Annotated in this window: 16 protein-coding genes; 11 read left to right on the forward strand and 5 right to left on the reverse strand. The window is 45.8% G+C overall.

Going from position 1 to position 19,150, the window contains the following annotated elements; all coding sequences use genetic code 11:
* Nucleotides 1-837 precede the first annotated feature (837 nt).
* Complete coding sequence (locus LLG96_14455) at nt 838-1,176, reverse strand: flagellar biosynthesis anti-sigma factor FlgM (protein MCE5251411.1); 339 nt, start codon at nt 1,174-1,176, stop codon at nt 838-840.
* Between the two features lie 518 nt (nt 1,177-1,694).
* Here LLG96_14455 and LLG96_14460 point away from each other — a divergent pair.
* The 6 genes from LLG96_14460 to LLG96_14485 all read left to right on the forward strand — a co-directional run bounded on the left by LLG96_14460 (nt 1,695) and on the right by LLG96_14485 (nt 9,912).
* On the forward strand, nt 1,695-2,483 hold the full coding sequence (locus LLG96_14460) for an endonuclease/exonuclease/phosphatase family protein (GenBank protein MCE5251412.1): 789 nt from the start codon (nt 1,695-1,697) through the stop codon (nt 2,481-2,483).
* A gap of 119 nt (nt 2,484-2,602) precedes the next feature.
* Nucleotides 2,603-3,991, forward strand: a complete 1,389-nt coding sequence (locus LLG96_14465; protein ID MCE5251413.1) for a phospholipase D-like domain-containing protein — start codon at nt 2,603-2,605, stop codon at nt 3,989-3,991.
* Nucleotides 3,992-4,290: 299 nt separating this feature from the next.
* Nucleotides 4,291-5,763, forward strand: a complete 1,473-nt coding sequence (locus LLG96_14470; protein ID MCE5251414.1) for a sulfatase-like hydrolase/transferase — start codon at nt 4,291-4,293, stop codon at nt 5,761-5,763.
* Between the two features lie 292 nt (nt 5,764-6,055).
* Nucleotides 6,056-6,970 carry a dihydrodipicolinate synthase family protein gene (locus LLG96_14475; protein MCE5251415.1) on the forward strand — a complete coding sequence of 305 codons (915 nt, stop codon included), beginning with the start codon at nt 6,056-6,058 and terminating at the stop codon, nt 6,968-6,970.
* A gap of 712 nt (nt 6,971-7,682) precedes the next feature.
* Nucleotides 7,683-8,594: a formylglycine-generating enzyme family protein gene (locus LLG96_14480; GenBank protein MCE5251416.1), complete on the forward strand. Its 912-nt coding sequence runs from the start codon at nt 7,683-7,685 to the stop codon at nt 8,592-8,594.
* A gap of 136 nt (nt 8,595-8,730) precedes the next feature.
* Nucleotides 8,731-9,912 carry a hypothetical protein gene (locus LLG96_14485; GenBank protein MCE5251417.1) on the forward strand — a complete coding sequence of 394 codons (1,182 nt, stop codon included), beginning with the start codon at nt 8,731-8,733 and terminating at the stop codon, nt 9,910-9,912.
* 924 nt (nt 9,913-10,836) lie between these two features.
* Here LLG96_14485 and LLG96_14490 read toward each other — a convergent pair.
* Both LLG96_14490 and LLG96_14495 read right to left on the reverse strand, forming a co-directional pair.
* A complete protein-coding gene (locus tag LLG96_14490) occupies nt 10,837-12,006 on the reverse strand; it encodes an Sb-PDE family phosphodiesterase (GenBank protein MCE5251418.1) in 1,170 nt (389 codons plus the stop codon).
* Between the two features lie 328 nt (nt 12,007-12,334).
* On the reverse strand, nt 12,335-13,207 hold the full coding sequence (locus tag LLG96_14495) for an A/G-specific adenine glycosylase (GenBank protein MCE5251419.1): 873 nt from the start codon (nt 13,205-13,207) through the stop codon (nt 12,335-12,337).
* 851 nt (nt 13,208-14,058) lie between these two features.
* Here LLG96_14495 and LLG96_14500 point away from each other — a divergent pair.
* The gene (locus LLG96_14500) at nt 14,059-14,403 is read left to right on the forward strand and encodes a DsrE family protein (protein ID MCE5251420.1); all 345 of its coding nucleotides are present in this window, start codon (nt 14,059-14,061) and stop codon (nt 14,401-14,403) included.
* Nucleotides 14,404-14,464: 61 nt separating this feature from the next.
* Here LLG96_14500 and LLG96_14505 read toward each other — a convergent pair whose 3' ends face one another.
* Nucleotides 14,465-15,358 carry a hypothetical protein gene (locus LLG96_14505; GenBank protein MCE5251421.1) on the reverse strand — a complete coding sequence of 298 codons (894 nt, stop codon included), beginning with the start codon at nt 15,356-15,358 and terminating at the stop codon, nt 14,465-14,467.
* 43 nt (nt 15,359-15,401) lie between these two features.
* Entirely contained in the window at nt 15,402-15,929 is a 528-nt protein-coding gene (locus LLG96_14510) for a sigma-70 family RNA polymerase sigma factor (GenBank protein ID MCE5251422.1), read from the reverse strand.
* Nucleotides 15,930-16,591: 662 nt separating this feature from the next.
* Here LLG96_14510 and LLG96_14515 point away from each other — a divergent pair.
* From LLG96_14515 to LLG96_14530, 4 genes are all read left to right on the forward strand, one after another.
* Nucleotides 16,592-16,945 (forward strand): hypothetical protein, encoded by a 354-nt coding sequence (locus tag LLG96_14515; protein ID MCE5251423.1) that lies wholly within the window; start codon nt 16,592-16,594, stop codon nt 16,943-16,945.
* A gap of 342 nt (nt 16,946-17,287) precedes the next feature.
* On the forward strand, nt 17,288-17,662 hold the full coding sequence (locus LLG96_14520) for a hypothetical protein (protein ID MCE5251424.1): 375 nt from the start codon (nt 17,288-17,290) through the stop codon (nt 17,660-17,662).
* Between the two features lie 217 nt (nt 17,663-17,879).
* Nucleotides 17,880-18,290: a hypothetical protein gene (locus LLG96_14525; GenBank protein ID MCE5251425.1), complete on the forward strand. Its 411-nt coding sequence runs from the start codon at nt 17,880-17,882 to the stop codon at nt 18,288-18,290.
* Between the two features lie 370 nt (nt 18,291-18,660).
* Nucleotides 18,661-19,150 (forward strand): TolC family protein (locus LLG96_14530; protein ID MCE5251426.1); only part of this gene is annotated, 490 nt, incomplete at its 3' end.

A 19,150-nucleotide genomic window follows, 5' to 3' on the forward strand; every position in this document is an offset into this window, starting at 1 on the left:
TATTGCTCCGGCGAATAAAGAATGATACCGGAAGTAAAAAAACATGGATTCCCGCTTTCGCGGGAATGACGGCTTGGTGCGCAGTTACACAGATTGTATCGAATCACCTTTATAGGGCTCAATTTCCGAAATATATTTCACTGTTTAATCGCCGGAGCAATAATAATAGGGGATAGTCACTTCGTACCGACACTCGACAGCTTATAACCACGTAAATGGTGTTTGTCACAACACTCTTAATAACACCCGTTTTTCTGACTGCTTGTTTTTTACTTCCCCGAATCTGCCGCTCCACGAGCATACTGTAAAAAGAGAGTTGCAAAGGAACAAACGGAAAAATGTTCATAATCGCACACTGTGTGTTTCAAATCTGGACACTCTCAATCAGACAATCCTGGTGTCTATAAATCATAACTCATTTAAATACAATGTGTCATTGCATTTCAGATAAACTGGAATACTTTTAGCTCTTTATAAACGCGCAATACTTTTTTTATTTATTCGTCCGATGATCATGGCATTTTTCTTTAAATCTGCCATGTATGCTTCGGACACCCCCGAATGCCCAAAGGGCTGAAACCTTATCCTGGCTAGACAATAATCTCCAAAACAATTTTTGGAAATTATAAAAAGGTTTCAGCCCCGTATTTTTTTACAGGCAGAAATGCCGGAGTCACTTTTACCTGTACCCCCCTGACAGAGCGATACCGGATAAAAAAACCGGAACGACACTCCCCACTGGGTATGATCGTATCCGGATTCATTAATAAAAAGCCCAATTCATGCTTATCATTACTCACGCAGGAATTATCCTGTGGAACCATATGCCCTTATCAGTTATTCCTTTCGGAAAATCCTGAGATTTTTAATGCCCGGAGGTAAAATAACGTCGACGATTTTCTCTGCAATTACCTCACCGCTGGGAGTATATTGTTTTTCCATGATCTGTTTTTTGAGAGAACTGATTCTCCCCCGCCTGACATCAGAAACATCATACAGTGCGCTCCGCTGGACAGGAGCTGTCAACTGTACATATTCATCCTGCCGTTGTCCGGCAGGAACATTTTTTTCAGGTTCTTTATCCTGAATCCTCTCAGCCTGGTCCCGATTTGTGTTACCATATGCAGGATTGGCCCGTGAGGTTTCAGGAGTATTTCCCGTGTCAGGTATATTCATGAAATCACCTCACGAAGTAATCTTCATGCAGAGTTCTGTATATACAAGTATAGCTAAAAAATGCAAAAAAAGCAATATTTATTTTGAGTTTAACAGGTTCTTTTCATTCCGGGCAAACTGCGGTAAATTCCAGCACGGTAATAAATCTCCGGCCAGGAAGTAAGGATTCAATTAACATCACAAGAATACGTTGCACACTATCACTATTTAATATATACTTTATCATCAAGAGCAGCAAAGGAACAAAGTGGCAAAGAGGCTCCGGGAAAGAATAATCTTCCGGACAGAACCTGATAATTCATTGTCGGCGTACTGAAAATAAACGTGCGGCTGCATTGAATTGCTTATTGTCGGTATTTCATACCATATGCTGTCCCGTTTTCAGTCTGAACCGGATGATACCTTAAAAAACAGGAAAGGAAACTCCGGAAGCATATACGGAGTTTAAGAGATATCGTGATATGGAAAAAAAATTTCCATCATGAATCCCGATGAACGAAACAAAGGAGAATGACTCTTTGGAAAATACAGTGGACGATCAACCGTTACGATTGCTGACCATCAATACCCATAAAGGCTTTTCCAGCCTTAACAAGCGATTCACACTGCACAGACTGCGCGATGCGATACGCTCGACCGGAGCGGATATAGTTTTCCTCCAGGAGGTAATCGGAGAAAACGTTGAAAAAGCAAAAAAACATGACGACTGGCCCGAGTTCCCCCATTATCGCTTTCTTGCCGAATCGATCTGGTCCAACTATGCCTACGGAAAGAATTCGCACTATCCCGAGGGTCATCATGGCAATGCCCTGCTCTCGAAATATCCCATCGTACATTCCGAAAAGATCGATATTTCGACAAACCGTTTTGAACAGCGCGGTTTCCTTCACTGCGTTCTCGATATCCCCCGTTATCCCCATCATGTGCACTGCATCTGCGTACATCTCGGTCTCACGGCCAGATCCAGAAAAAAACAGACAAACATGATAAAAACCTATACCGCAGAAAAAATCGGAAACGGAGCTCCGCTCATTATTGCCGGAGATTTCAATGACTGGAGAGGAAAAATCAACGGTGATTTTTCAAAATCCCTCCATCTGAACGAGGTTGTTGTGGAAACCCGCGGTAAAGCCGCACGAACCTTTCCCGCATGGATGCCTCTTATTCGTCTCGACCGTATATACTTACGGGAATTCACTCCAGTCAGCTCAGAAATCCATCATAAAGGAATCTGGTCGCGATTATCCGATCATGCGGCGCTCTTCACCGAGGTCATTCCGAGCCATATGTCCATACCGGAACGATAAGCTAAGTGATTTCGATCAATACCACCATAACAGCGGTCTGATGTCCAAGTGTTTCACTTCATGATAGTACGGTTTTTTACAAGACTGCGCTGATTCTCTGAGGAAAAACATCCTTGACCATGAAAATTGCCTGGATTATCATCCATTTTCTTCCGACACTGGGTTTTATTCTTGCCCTCTTACTGATGGTCCGGCTCATTAAAGAACAGCGTTCACCATCAAGTACCCTGGCATGGCTGCTTGCGATATTTCTTGTTCCATACATCGGTGTTCCGCTTTATGTTCTCATCGGCGGCCGTAAAATGAAGAGAATGGCTGCAAGAAAAGAAAATCTTTCGGCTCCGGAATGCCCAGCGACGGAAACAGTCATCGAACCAGGCCGTGAAAAAACCGATAAAACCGATGCCCTTCTCCCGGTCAGGAAAAGTAACCGTGTAACATGGCTGGAAACAGGAGAGGATGTTTACCGGTATCTTATCGATTCAATCGAAAACGCACGAAAAAGCATTCATATTACAACATTTATCCTCGGCAGGGACGATACCGGCGAGTCCATTATCCGTACGCTGACCCGTAAAGCAGAAGAAGGCATCGAGGTATGTCTTCTCCTCGACGCGCTCGGGTCATTTCACATCACCGATCATCATCTGTCCGATTTTAAAGCCGCGGGCGGCAAATATGCTTTTTTCATGCCGATGATTCACCTCCCCTTCCGTGGAAGGGCCAATCTGCGCAACCACAGAAAAATGGCGCTGATCGATCATACGACCGCAATCACCGGCGGCATGAACCTCGCCCACGAATATATGGGACCCTCACCCGACCCTGGCCGGTGGCGCGATATATCCCTTGCCGTAGAAGGTCCGGTTGTTCAGGACTTTTATACAGTATTTCAATCGGACTGGAAATTTGCCGCAAAAGAAGACTTGCCTCTTTTTCCAGATAACCCTGTCTGCGGAGAAGTTACCGGCGGCGTATCCCTTCAACTCGTGCCAAGCGGTCCGGATGTCGACGGGGATCCTCTCTATGACACGATCATCACCCATATGTTCACCGCACAGAAGCGGATATGGATCGTAACTCCATACTTCATCCCCGATGAAATACTGGTCAAGGCCCTCAGTGTGGCGGCCAGACGGGGCGTCGATGTCCGCGTGGTCGTTCCCAAGACATCCAATCACCTTCTCGCCGACCTTGTCCGGGAAGGCTACCTGCGTCAGATACAGGCGTCGGGAACGACGGTGTTCAAGTTCGTTCCGGTCATGATGCACGGCAAGCTCGTCATAATAGACGATTCGCTCGGGATAATCGGTTCTGCCAATATGGATTTGAGGAGCTTTTTTCTCAACTACGAAATTGCGCTTTTCATCTATTCGGAGGACATTGTCAGACTGCTTGATTCATGGGCACATGGCCTGATGAAAGAGAGTGAAACCGGTGTAAAAGGCCCAAAAGGCATCACAGGAGTATTCGAGGGATTCGCCCGGCTGCTTGCGCCGCTTTTATAACCTGTTCTATTCACAAGATTCAATAGAACACAGATTTACACGGATTAGTATTTTTTATATACCCTATCACTTGATGTGACCCAATATCATGTGTATTATTACCCTCACCCTCGATCCCTCTCCCGTAAACAGGAGAGGGAAGAAAAGCAGTATATCATACATTCGAGCATGTTACTTATAATTATTTCAAAGGTTTCAGGTCATGAATACGCCATGAATCCGATCGGCTCATCGATTCTTTTACCGCCGCTGTCGTTGATACCATTCCATAAACTGCAAAGGGTAAAGGAGCGCTCATCATGAAAGGCACAACACGAAGACATTTTATGGAGTCTGTTGCCGGAATCGGCGCGGGAGCTTCATTGTTGGGAAACACTGTTTCGGCGCAGGAAAAACGACCGGAATTCACAGGGCCGCTCACTAAAGAAAAACTCCCCGAATCGGTGCGTGTGACAAAACCGAACGGCCTCAACATCATCGTAATCATTTCAGACACATTCCGGTGGGACTACCTCCGCTGTAACGGCAACACGCGGATTCAGACCCCGAACCTCGATGCGCTCGCGGAGGAAGGCGTATATTTCAACAACTGCTATGCAGACGGCCTTCCCACAATTCCGGCGCGGCGTGTCATGCATACCGGGAGAAGCATACTCCCCGACAAGAACAAATGGCGTCCGCTCGAAAGCACCGATATAACCTTTGCGGAAATTCTTGGAAAAGCCGATTTCACAACCGGATTCATTGTAGACACCTACCACTATTTTAAACCCGACCTGAATTTTCACCGCAGTTTCGGCAGCTGGCAATGGATACGGGGACAGGAATCCGATCCCTATAAGAGCGGGCCCCGGAAATCGGTAAATCCTGAAGATTACACTCCCAAGCATCTTCTCAACGATTATTACCGTGAGCGTATCATCCAGTACATTCTCAATACACAGGAGCGTACGGGCGAGGAGGATTACTTCTGCGCCCGGTCATGCAGCGCCGCCGCTCAGTGGCTCGGCGAAAACAAGGACAACGACGGTCCCTTCATGCTCTTCATCGACATGTTCGATCCCCATGAGCCATGGGATGCTCCCCCGCGGTTCAAAAAGATGTACCGGACAACATATCCCTTTGAACGGTATATATTCGGCTATGGGGTCACCATGGAAGATATCCGCCCGGATGACATTCCCATCCTGATCGATCTCTACTCGGCGGAGGTCACCTTCAGCGATTACTGCATCGGCCGTCTCATCAACGAGGTCAAGCGTCTGGGACTGTGGGACAATACCATCATCGCCTTCAGCACCGACCACGGCACCCATCTCGGCGAGCAGGGCTGTGTCCAGAAACAGGCGAAGCTCCTCAACTCCTGCATCGGTCGTGTACCGCTCATCATCAGGCATCCCGATAAAAGCACCCGGGGGAAACGTATCGATGCGCTCACGAGCCACAAGGATTTCGTTCCGACTTTCCTCAACCTGCTCGGAGTCGACTGCAATGTGCTCTTCGACGGCGCCAATATGTGGGACCTCGTGACCGGCTCAACCAAAAAGCTCCGCGATTACGCAGTCACCGGTTATGGCAATTTCGGATCCATTCATACCGACCGGTGGCACTATTTCCAGAACATCTGGGGTGACGATCCCGGACTCGGACCGCAGCTCTACGACATTGTCAGGGACCACGGCGAACAGACCAATGTCATCAGCCAGCATCAGGATGTTGTACAGGATTTGAAAAAGAAACTGGAGGAATCGTTCGTGGAGAAGAAAGGGTGAAGCATTACCGGCCGAAATTACCGATTATCCCTTGAATATTTGAAAATATACATAACCAATTTAACCACGGAGACACGAAGAACACGGAGAAAAGCTCACCATATATAGAATTCTTTTCTTCCTTCGCTGTGACCATCAATGGTCATGTGGTTTATTCACAAGATTCAAGCGGGTGGTGAATAAGTAATTTTTCCACCGCCCAAGTATCATAAAGAAAACAATATGAGATTTTTTTCAGTAAGAACAAATTCGTGTTGTTTTTTCTCCGCACATGTTGTATTTTCACTGCGCCATGAAAGAAAAGCCCATTATATCAGGTGTTCTCCCGGTTGTCCAGATGCCGTACCGGGAAGACGAAACCATCGATTATGATGTCCTTGCCCGTGAGATCGACTTCCTGTTTGAGACCGGGTCGGATGGCATCGTGCTGGCGCTCGCTTCCGAACTGCTCCGTCTGACCCATGATGAGCGTCTCGAACTCACGCGGAAGCTGCCCAAGATGGTGAACGGACGCGGGACGGTGACGATTTCGGTCGGTTCGGAAAGCTCTCTCCAGGCAGCACGGTATGCCGAGGCCGCTGAAAAGGCTGGCGCGAACGCAGTGATGGCAATACCGCCCCTCTCTGTCAGGTTATCGGCATCAGAGAAGTTCGACTATTACCGAACAATTTATAATGCAATCGGCATTCCTCTCGTCGTTCAGGATGCGAGCGGTTACATGGGAGGCGAATCCATGTCGGCAGAGCTTCAGGCGCGGTTCAGAACCGAAATGGGGCCGCGAATCTATTTCAAACCCGAAGGCCAGCCCGTAGGACCGACCATCACGCAGCTTCAGAAGATACTCCGCCGGGAAGGCATTATTTTCGAAGGAAGCGGCGGGTACCTCATCATCGATTCATACCGCCGCGGTATCGATGGAACCATGCCTGGCTCAGACCTTATCCGGGGCATCGTCGAGATATGGAGAGCCCTCGGGCGCGGCGACGATGACCGTGCATACGAGGTCTACTTCCCCATGGCGGCGATTGTTCTCCTTCAGACCCCCTCACTCGATGCATTTCTTACCATCGAAAAATACCTTCTCGTCAAGCAGGGCATTTTCCGGAACCGTAAGGTTCGGAAGCCCTCAGCCTATGATCTCGACACCGATACAGCAGCCGAGGTGGACCGTCTCTTTGCACGGCTTGAGGCTGTCCTGAACCGGTAGCTCAAGCCGGGGTTCCACTCCTCTTCACAATCGTCATAAAAAAGTATAACTTCCTCAACCAATTCCATCACATATTTTCAGAGCAGATACGTCACATTTCAGATGGCAAGGTGATGATAGATAAAAAGCTCTTTGCCGAGATATTAGCCCGGATAGAACGATTGCGACAGTATTCCGTGTAAAACACTGCATTCAGATATGAATAAATGGAGAGCTGTCTCTGAAATGGGATATTTCGTCGTTAATCAAGCAAATATGTGGTTAACCCGGATTCTTCATGAATATATTTAACCACGAAGACACAAAGACACAAATTTATATAACATATTATTTATACTATCATTAACAATTAATAAAACATTAACACCTGAAAATATATATAAATAAAGAATAAAATCCGCGAAAATCCGCGGTCTATTGAATTTTTGTGAATAGGTCGGGTTAATTCCACAATTAATATGGAGAAAATTCTTGCAAATGGGATTTTTTTAATGTTATTCTTTTTTATCAACAAAATTAAGGGAATTTTTTACTATTCAAGTTTGATATAGGGAATGCCGGATTAAACAATCGTGTTCTATCTGTTCTCTTTTTCGAAGGACAAGGGGATCAGCGGCTTTTTGAGCGATCAGTCACTAAAAGAATTTACATTCACCCTTATGTTTACGACGATGAGATCAAGGGGTGAGTTTAATTGAAAAGGAATTCTCTTATGTCATATAATCACACCCCATCGAGACGCCGCTTTCTGGAAACCGGATTATCGGTGGCGTTCGCAGGGAAGTATCTGACTTCCTGTTCAGTGGAACGTTATTGTAAAAGGGATTCCGTTCTCTCCGGCCTTGGATTCCGGATGGTGACAATCCGGGGCGGGACGTATCGCGCAGGAGACATCGGAGACAGGGGCCTTGATAGAGAAGAACCGGTTCATACGGTGACCGTGGACGGATTTGAGATGAGCGCTTATGAGGTGACCGTGGGGCAGTTTCGGAAATTTGTTGAAGAAACCGGCTACCAGACCGAAGCGGAACGGGGAGATCAAGCCTGGGTTGTGTCTGGAGGGGAATGGGTGCAAAAACAGGATGCGAACTGGAAAAATCCCTATCTGCCCCAGACCGATAACCATCCGGTGGTGTGTGTGAGCTGGAATGACGCAATGGAATTTTGCACATGGCTGAGTAAAAAAGCAGGTCAGAAAATCGGGCTGCCGACGGAAGCCGAATGGGAGTATGCCTGCCGGGCGGGAACGAAAACCAGGTACTATACCGGCGACAGTGAGGACGATCTGGATCGGGCGGGCTGGTATTGGAGAAACAGCGGGGACAGCCATTTGCCCGGCGACTATAATCTGGTAAAACTGAATGAGAATAAATGCGGTACACACCCGGTGGGAATGAAACTGCCGAATGCCTGGGGCTTGTACGATATGACCGGGAACGTGTGGGAATGGTGTATGGATCGGGTTGACAAGGATTACTATACATCGAGACCTTCCGAGAACCGTGTCTTTCGCGGTGGCGGATGGTACGAGCAGGCCGTGTATCTCCGAACTGCTTACCGCCACTGGCGCAGACCGTCGCACTCATACTGGGGCCTGGGTTTCCGGATAGTCAGGAGGCCGTAAACGGATTCACCATGAATAAAAGATGTAAAACGGCTTGTATACGGATTTTCATTCAAGCCCGGAAGCATTCTGCATTGCCGTAAACTCATCCCAGCGTGATTCAATATTGGGATTACCCTTGAAAAGGAGCCACATCATGCCAGAGAACTTCAATCCGTCGAGACGCCGGTTCCTGAAAATCGGATCATCAATGGTTCTTGCCGGCGCTGCATCGTCATCCGGTGCAGGGGTGCTTTTCAAGCGCAGCTCGGCGGTTTCAAAGGAGCTCCTCGAAGTTGGACTTATCCTCGGAACAGGTGGTTCGACATTCTGGGGATCGGGTGGCATCTGGGACAGACTGCTCAATCCGCCGCCAGGATTTCCCCGTCGAACCGGGATGCTTTTTACCAAAGTATGGTCGGCCGATCCACAGGTTGCGGAGCGGTTCAGTCAAAGAACCGGCGTGGAAATAGTAAAGAATTTCGATGGCATGGTGGGTAAGGTGCAGGGGATATTCCTGGATGACTTCTACTCTGTGGCCTATAATCACAAGCTTGCGCAGCCATACCTTGAAGCGGGAATCCCCATGTATATCAACCGTCCCTTTGCGGACTCGATGTTAAAGGCCCGTGCCATAGTTGATCAATCGAAAAAAGGGGGCGCGCCGCTCATCACCGCATCGGACTGGGAGCACCTCAAGGAAGTTCATGTTGTCAGAAACAGGTTCAAACCCGAAGAAATCACCGGCTACGAGGCGTATAATTCGAGCAACGATTATTATTCGCACGGTATCCATGGTTTGTGGTTCGCATATGCGGCGGTCGGCGGGGGCATTCAGTCGGCGGCGTTCAGGTCAAAGGACTGGCGCACCTGTGTGAATCCATACGATCCGGACAAGTGCGGCGTAACCCATGTGCTCTATAAAGACCGTGGAAAGGGACAGTTCACCGGCAAGATATACGAAGGCCAGATGCCGGGAGTCGGCAGAAATAACTGCGCAATCATCGTTCAGCCGGGGAACAAAGAGTTCATCAACTACTGGGCGGACGATTGGGCGCGTGACGAATTCGAGTGGCTTCCCATGGTTCACCAGATCCAGCGGCTGTTCGAAACGGGCGAGATGTACCAGACACACGAACAGATACTGGAAAAAACCGCCATGTTCATCGCGGCGTTTCGATCCCACCTCGAAAAGAACGGCGAGATGGTCGCGCTCGATTCCCTGCCGGAAGATTGGGCCATCGGCTCCCCACACAAGGATAAATACTCGACGGCGGCGATCGAACCGTATGTCAAGCTCTTCGGGGAAGAGAAGGGGTTCTTACAGCCACAGGACTGAGAAAGAAGTATACGCTGCTCCGGTACCCTCCCCTTTCCCCTCTCCTACGCCTCCGCTCACGCTGCAGCACGGGCGAGGAGGACTTGCACCAAAGGGTAATAGCACTATTCTCAAACGAGTCTGATGCATGCCCCATATATGCTCTAATCATGGCGGTATTCGGATTTATCGAGAACCGAGCTTTGTTACGTATCATGAGCGTTGATATGCTGAATTATTCTGACCGGTATTTTAAAGCGCCGGAGAAACTGAACATGAACAGGCAGGCAAACACTCTGTCAATCGTGCTATTCAGTATATATGGATTATATATTATACATTACAAACAAAACTGAACAGCATTTGGGGTAATTTGAAAACAATACACACATACTAGTGTGAATTATTTACGGCGAGGATTACTGGAACAATTTAAATGCTGTAAACGATTTTAAAGATAGAATCTTCGGATAATTCCGTCTTATAAGATTATCTTTAATCACTTTTTAAAACATAGATGATTATTCCGGTTATCACTATGCCGGCAATAATCAAAATGATAGTACGAATTTCCATCCTGTTTCCTGCTTCTGTGAATAAAATGCTGAACATCGTATATATAAAGATGAGAAAAAATAACGATTTTTCGCTCACTAGTCAATAGAAACATCAAGCGATTGTCCTGATACAATAAATAACGGATTGGACACATATTTTTTTATATAGGAGTCACATATTATAAAAATCAAACAGATATCGAACATTATCCGGGTTGAACGCGCATGATTACTGAATAGTTCCCGCTAAAATGCTCAAGACATTAATCTACTGTCAATAGTGTCCCAATGATGTCAGTTCTGATTCGATTTATCCAACAGTCCAATGATTTTTTTATGATTATCCGCAAATAACGCTCCCTTTCCCATTATACGTTGTGCACGTTTTTCAGGGTTTTACCGCGGGAATAAACGTGATCCTGACCATTAACTGCACTGAAAGGCCCGTATCAGGAGCAATCAGGAGATTGGTCACCCGAAAGGGAATGTTTATTTTTTTCCTGCCCGATAACTCTGCCTGTTTAGCCTGAATTGGCAGTAATACTGTCCTGTGCGGATAAAGGGTGATGTTTTTCGGAAAGGATATCGAGTCAGATTCCCCATCAGCAGTCAAATCATATTTAATGTCGGATGTATTCCGGATTTGAACGGATACTCCGCCAGAACCCGTAATAGATACTTCAGGATTGATAATTTCGACAGATTCATCGAAGATCGGTTTGAGAAATTTTCCCTCGCCGATTATAATATTGTTCCAGTACACCGCCGTACGCCGGGCAAAAAGCGCTTCCTTGAGACCCTTTTCGGTCTTTTCTTTCACGAATACCAGCGTTATCGGTCTGTGTTCGCCATTTTGGAAATCATAGTCGAAGGTTATCGGATCATGAACATCGGAATTACCGAGCATCGTCAGTTTCTTTTCGAGACACCATGCATGGGCGAGCGGATAGTAATCCTTTCCGTTAACAACCTCGACACCGTGCAGCCAGCCTTTTTCATATAATTCACCCGTTTCGGGATACCACACTGCTTTACCATCCGGCTGCCGCCATCCGGGATGATTATAGAATATGAACGCATCCTGATCGGCCGCGGCCTTCACAGCATCGAGGAAAACTTCGGCGTTGACAGGATTGACATCGTTCAGAAAGAGTGCATTGTAATGGCCTGGCGGCAGCGATCGTGTGATTTCGGCCCCTTTTATCAACATGACGATCAATCGCTCCGCAGACGGCTGTGCCAGTTCGTATGGCCTGTTAAAGTTGGGGATGACATCATTTTTATGAGGCAGATATTCGATATGATCGGTAATCGAAAGCACATCGATACCTTCCCGCCAGACCTCCTCTACTCGCGCAGAAGGCCATACAACCCCGTCGGAGAAAACGGTATGTGTATGAAAGTCGCATTTCATCGTAATGTATCCCCGGATATCCGGGATACCAATTTCCTTCCGCACTCCCGTCTGAGCCGGGATTACATTCGTGATGCCTGTCATAAAAAGAACGAACCATGTCAGCATATATACGATACTTCTGCCTGCGTAACGGATTTTCATGCCATGCTCCTTTTTGGTGTTTACTTTTCTATAAGATAAGTCGATGTTTATTTATGTGATTGTTATCGGAAAGATAAAATAATTTTCACGTTTTAAACAGAAATTATTCAGTAAAAAATCAGATATTTACTAATAGATACTTTTCAAGCAATAAATTTATCATACATTTATCGATTATCAGTTTCGTTTTCCCATGTCGTGGAGAACAGTCCGGTATGAAGGCACTGTTATTACCCTCACCCTCGGTCTCTTTCCCGTAAACAGGAAAGGGAAGAAAACCATTATATCAGACATTCGAGCATGTAACAAATAATTATTTCGAAGGTTTCTATTCACGATTTTTAATAACCGCACCGGAGCCGGACCGAGCTCCCATGATGAAAACCTCACCGTTTTCCATCTTAACAAGCCCTTCCTTTTCAAGAAGACGGAGAATCCGCATTGTTCTCTCATCTTCAAAACCGAGCCCCGAAATGAGTTCATGCGCCGGTAGAACAGAATTGGCCGTAAGCGAACGAATGATGGCTCCCCTGATCTGACGGTTTGAGCCGATGAAGGAGCTCTGTTTCTGGTAGTGGGCGCTTTTTCGCGCCGGATTTTTGTACGTTTTTTTCAGCTCAGCGCCGTAATCCATGAGCGCATAATACCACCTGCGGGGATTTTCACGGTCGAGGGTTATTTCGATAAGCGGGATAATATCACTGTCTTTTATTCCGGCACAATCGGCGAAGAAACTGTGAATGAAAACACTTCGTATGTTTGTTTCGATAAAAACGACCGGCCTGTCGAATGCGAATGCGGCAATCGCCCCGGCGGTGTACCTGCCGATACCCGGAAACGTCTCCAATATTTCAGGTTCCGATGGGAGTATCCCGTAATAATCTCGTTTGACCCGTATTGCCGTTTCACGGAGCGACTGAGCGCGCCGGTTGTAACCGAGCCCCTGCCAGGCTCGCAGTACATCGAGCAGGGAAGCCTCTGCCAGAGCGGTAAAATCCGGAAACATCTCTGTAAATGAAATGTATTTTGTTATGACCCGTTCGACCTGGGTCTGCTGGAGCATAAATTCCGAAACAACGATATGGTATGGTTCTGTGGTTTCACGCCAGGGGAAAATACGGGGACTGAGGGAATAATTATGGTAAATATTGTCACGAAACTCATGGATTTTTTTGGGCGTGAGTTTTTTAATACCGGTCATGGTTCCTCTTTAAAAAACAGGGGAAATTCCAGCATAGTGCAATATTATTTGTTTTTTTTCATCCGTTGAGGTAACATGCATCCATAATATACTCTGAACGTATAAAAATAGAGCCCTGATTTTTATCTGAAATACTCATAACAATTTCACCACGGAGACACGGAGGACACGGAGAAAAGATATTCATGTCATGACATGTTTTTATCACCATAAAGACACCAAGACACAAGAAGAAATAATAGATTATTTATATTATAAATAATAACAATTTTTCGTCACATTTTCAGCCGGGATTATTCATGAAAATATTTAACCACGAAGACACAAAGACACAAGGGCTCCTCTAATAATACCTTATAGGGGAGCGAATTATAAAAAAGTTACGTTTTTTCTCAAAGCCCCCTTCCGTCACTTCGTGACACCTTCCACCGTTCCGGGGGCAGGTAACTACCGGAGTTGCAACGACTTCCCTTGCCCCCTTCAGGGGGAAAGGGATTGAGGGTTAGGGGGCTGTTGTATAAACCAGAATGATTTTTAAAATTTTACAAGATAAATAGAGATACCCACAAATTTATGCAACACATCATTTGTATTATCTTTAGCAATTATTAAACGTTAACACCAAAAAAGAAATAGATAAAAAATATAATCTGCGAAAATACGTGTTCTGTCGAATTTTATGAATCGATCGTATCAGAATTCAAATGAATGCAAAAAAACATATGTATTAAAAAAGGAGAAAAACCATGAACCGTCGCATGAAAATGATTCTGTTTACCGGCATTATTTTCGGTGTTTCGTTGTTTTCTTACCTTCTCGTGCAGAGTACCCCGAAAGCGGAGGCAGCAGAAATGACCCAACCGTCAAAACTCGTCGTGGTGTGGACCAGCGGCGACCGTGATGTGGCGTTGAAAACGGCGTTCATGTATACCTACAACGCCAAGAAGAACAAATGGTGGGATGAAGTCAAGCTCGTAGTCTGGGGGCCTTCGTCAAAACTGCTTTCGGATGATCAGGAACTTCAGGATTATATCAAGAAGATGAAAGACGAGGGAGTCATACTCGAAGCATGTAAAGCCTGTTCCGACATGTATGGCGTCTCGGATAAACTGAGTTCCCTCGGAATCGATGTGAAATATATGGGCAAGCCGCTCACCGAAATGCTCAAATCCGGCTGGGTATCATTGACGTTTTAAATCATGAGGAACCGGATGGCACCGGTGCTGTTATTTTCTCAGAAATGATTCCATCGAAGGCTTACGAAGTGACCGATGCTTCGGAAACTTCCGGTTCCCTGAAGTACAACCATGCGGCAACCGACAGTAAAGTCATGGCTATCAGATAATATGCCGGAATGGAATACGTCATTTTAGGGATAGTAACCGGTTCGAGGAGCAGTGTTCCCGCTTTATGCCACAGCGAAAAAAGATCGGGACTTGCCACCCAGTTATACACCTGAACGAACGCCAGAGTTATATGCGTTTTCAGCGTATCCCACTGATTGAGCTTACCGGTAATATCGGGGAGGTTATTGTAGAGCTCTTTTGTCAGTATCATGAATGCGATAAAGAAGGAACCGACAGCTGCAACCAGCGCCGCAACGAGACCGTATCTGGGATATACCCGTGCGGTTCCCCGAACCGTCTGAGTTTCCAGTGCTTCGACAGCCGCGAGGATACGTGCCCTCAACCCATTCGGCGCTGCGACAGGTTCGGCGGCATTGAGTGATGTAAGCACAAAATTGTGAACATGAACCATTCGTTCGCATCGGGGACATGCAGCCCTGTGAGCGTTCATAGCGGCAACGAGATTTCCCTTGAGGAGACCATCGACATACGCTGCAATGTTCTCTTCAAACGTCTCGCATGTGAAACCGGGGACCGGCAGAATCGCTTCACGGCCCTGCTCAGTGACTTTCTCCGTGCCCCGCGCTTCCCCTGCAATACCTGCAAGGATACGGTCGGCAAGGCCATCAGGGGCTTTAACCGGTTCGGCGGCATCAAGAGATTTCAGAATCAGCGAGTGAGCCTTTGCAAGACGGGCACATGCCGGGCAAGCGGTACGATGCTCGTCCATCGCCCGGCGGAGGTTTTCATCGATAAAACCCTCCAGATACGCCGCAATATTGTCTTCAAATTCCGTGCATTTCATCGTCTATCCCCGTTCTTTGAACATCATGGAATGTTCAGAACTTTCATCTATCCATAACGTGAAGCAGTTTTTGCGCTAACTGTTTACGACCTCTCGATATATATGTGGCAACGGTCGCTGTCGGAATATCCATTATTTTCGCAATCTCATCGTACGACAGATCATCAAAGTGATAGAGGCTGATTGCCATTGCCCAGTTTGCCGGAAGAGACCGTACCTCGGCCCGGATCGATTCCGCCGCTTCACGCGACTGGAGAAGAGTTTCAGGATCTCCGCCTTCATCGGGTATGATATCGGCCAGCGACTTGCATTCACCGGACTCAAACGGTTCATCGAGGCTTGTCGTATCGAGCTGCTTTTTCCTCAGGCGGCTGATACATTCGTTTGAAGTAATCCTGTATATCCAGGTTGACACCGCACTCTCTCCGCGAAAATCTTCCATCGATCTGTATACCTTCATAAATATATCCTGCGTCGTTTCTTCAGCATCCTCAGCGTTACCGAGCATTCTATAGGCCTGGTTGTAAACCCTGTTTTGATACTTTGTCAGGAGCTGCCGGAAATCTTCCATCAGAGCCAGGTTCCTATATCCAGTACACACAGAAGGTTAGAGTTATTGTGAGCCTGATATGTATATTTTAATTATTTCCATACTTCCAACCTTCTGATTGTTTAGACACACGGACAATCAAAAAAATTTCAACAAAAACGATTTTTTTTAAAAAAAACTTTCCTGTTTCGTTCCTTTCATAGATTATCCGTTATCCGGGAAAAGGCTACCTTATATAAAAAGAAATTCAAGGGTGTTTATCAAAACATCCTAACAAAAGAAATAATATAATTAAATTCCGTAAAAAATTTAAAAAAAATATTTTGCAGACATTTAATATCTGTGAATACGGTGATTAAAAAAGATAATCTGGCTATGCAATTAACTTATAATCATTAATTTATTGTACGAGTATTGTCATTCCCAAGATCGAAGTGAATTGGGAATTCAGTATTAACATCACTCTGTCATGAGCATTAGATGGTGGATTCCCGTTTTCACGGGAATGACACTTTAACGTGTAAAACATTTCATTCGTATGTTTTATGCACCAATTGAATAACCAAAAAATAATTTCCGGTATGAAACAATAAAACTGAAATTTTACGTTTAAAGGCGACGTCCAATACAAAAGACATAAAGAAAACCTTATCATAACAGACACATTTTACCGGGAGGTTGGTATGGATTGGACTGTATTCTGGGTATTCGGATCGATAACGGCCATCGTTATTTCCGTGACATATGTCAGATTCAGATTGAGGATGGAGATGCTCAGGAAGGGTAACAACGGCTTTGTCGGAACTCCATCGAAAACGGGATCGATCTCCCTGCTTGCCGGTATTTTCACCGTTGCCGTGGGTTGTGCGAGCATTATCAATTCCCTGTTCCACTATTTCGGAAAAGAATTTCTCATCATCGGTCTTTACTGTATTTTATGCGGAATCGCCCTGCTCGTGTACTGGAAATTGACTACCGAGGACCGTGAGCAGAAATGCCGCTGGTATGAACATATCCTTTCCCGGAAAAACTATTGATTAAATTCTTAAAACCGGTTTAGCGCCAAAATACAAGCCGTGTGTCATGCACGGCTTTTTTCATTCGGCGCGTAAAATATTCATAACTAATTGTTAATTATATAATATGGATGTCAGTATCGCCTGAAGTATAAATCTGAAGTATAAAAATGTATTTTGATATATTGAAAAAAATTTTAAAAAAACTCAAAATTATTGAAATTTATGAAATTTTTCATAGAATACATCGCGTCAAAGACAGTAGATAAGGAAAGAACCACAGGTGTTCGGGTAAGAGATACAATGTGGCTTTCCGTATGAAACAGAAAGAAAAATAATATAAACCGTACAAAGGAGGATACAATGGACTGGACTGCTTTTTCACTGTTCGCGTGTGCGACCGCAGTCATTTTGTATTATGGATACCGTCACCACAGGGAGCGCATGGAACTGATCAACAGAGGTCTTCATGACTTCGCGAGGGTTCCTGCCAGAATAGGCGGTAAATCACTTCTTTTAGGGCTTTTTATCGCCGGTATCGGGTTGGCCCTCCTTATTCATGCGCTCATATATAATTTTGATAAGCATATTTTTGCCGCGAGTCTTTACTGCCTGTTCGGAGGCGGAGCTCTGATACTGTACTGGAAAGTGACTGCCGGCGATCGCGAACAGGCATGTCGCTGGTATGAGCAGGACATGACTCGTAAAAGCGATGATACGCAGCAGGCTGCCTGCTGATATACTCACGGTTTACAGAGGTGCTTCCGGGCCCGGTATGACCGGGCTCGGGCAGAAGAATACAATGACCCGGCAGAACGGAATGCATACCGAAGTTGAGTCTGGGAATCGATAAAAAATAAAAAAGAAATGTGAAAATGGGATCACGTGAAAAAAAAAGTGAACTTTCAGGAAACAGACTTCGTCATATATGACAGAAGGCTGTAAGGAGGTTATCATGGACTGGACAGCAGTTTTATTATTTGCGTTCATAACCGCAATTGTCATATACTTCGGCTCCCGCAGACATGCAGAACGCATGGAAATGCTTCGCCGGGGTATAAATCCCATCAGAGTAATTCCACCCAAAACCGGAGCCAAGACACTCATTATCGGATTACTGGGAATTGCGGTCGGGCTTGCTCTGCTGATATCGTACTTTACAGCCGACCGTGAAGAAGGATTAATAATCAGCGGCCTGTTATGCGCTTTCGGCGGTGCCGCATTTCTCTTCTACTGGAAAATGACCGCCGGAGATCGCGAGCGTGCTGTCCGGGCATACGAGCGTCATCTTGAAGAAGTCACCAGGCAGAAGACAGAGCAACCGGCTGTTGAGCAGGTGGATAATACCGCTCCGGAACAGGAATGAAATATTTCATTAACCGATGATGTTTCGTAATGGCGCTGATTAAGAACAGATTCATTCTTCTTATGTGAAAGTACACAAGAGGTCAGGAAGAAGTGAATAACGGGGAGAATTTTTCGTAAAAAAATGAATTTTTAACACGTACCTTCTGTATATGTCGTGAGAGAAAAAAAGCAAGTTTTTAAAATTACCTCTGTAACTTTTTTCGGAAAATTCTGTTATCAAAACAGAATGTCAGTTGGAAACATCGTAGTTAAATACAAAAATTATGGTGGATTGAAACAGCATTTACAACATGGTTACAGAGAAATACACAGACGATTGGGAAACAAAAACGGGAATGTTCATTCGAACGCTGAAGAGGAGTTCATGTATGAATCGACGAAAAAAAAGCTTAATAACACTGTGCGGTGTGTTCCTGTCATTTCTTCTTGTGGCCGGAGAGGGCCTGGCACAGGAGAAAGCCCTCGAACTCAGCGCAAATGAGTGCATAGAACGCGCCCTCACGGAAAATCTGAGTCTGAAGTCCTCCCGCATGGGAATCCGATTGAATGAACTTACCGTGATTCAGGAAAAATCATCGTTCGATCCTTCGTTAAGCCTGAATGTGAGCCGGGGACAATCCGAAAGTCCCAATTATACGAGTTATATTCCCGTCAATTCAATAAACGAAAAATCCACAAAACTGAATTTTACCGTGGGACAGAACATAGCAACCGGCGCCCAGTGGGGAGTCGGTTTCTACAATACACTTTCCGAAAGCAATGTCGAGCTCGAAAAGAACTTTTCCAGTTATCTCGGTATGAATATAAATCAGCCCCTTTTAAAAGGATTCGGCAAAAAAATAAACTATTCGGGCATTT

This window comes from bacterium, from assembly GCA_021372535.1.
Lineage (GTDB): Bacteria > Latescibacterota > Latescibacteria > Latescibacterales > Latescibacteraceae > JAFGMP01.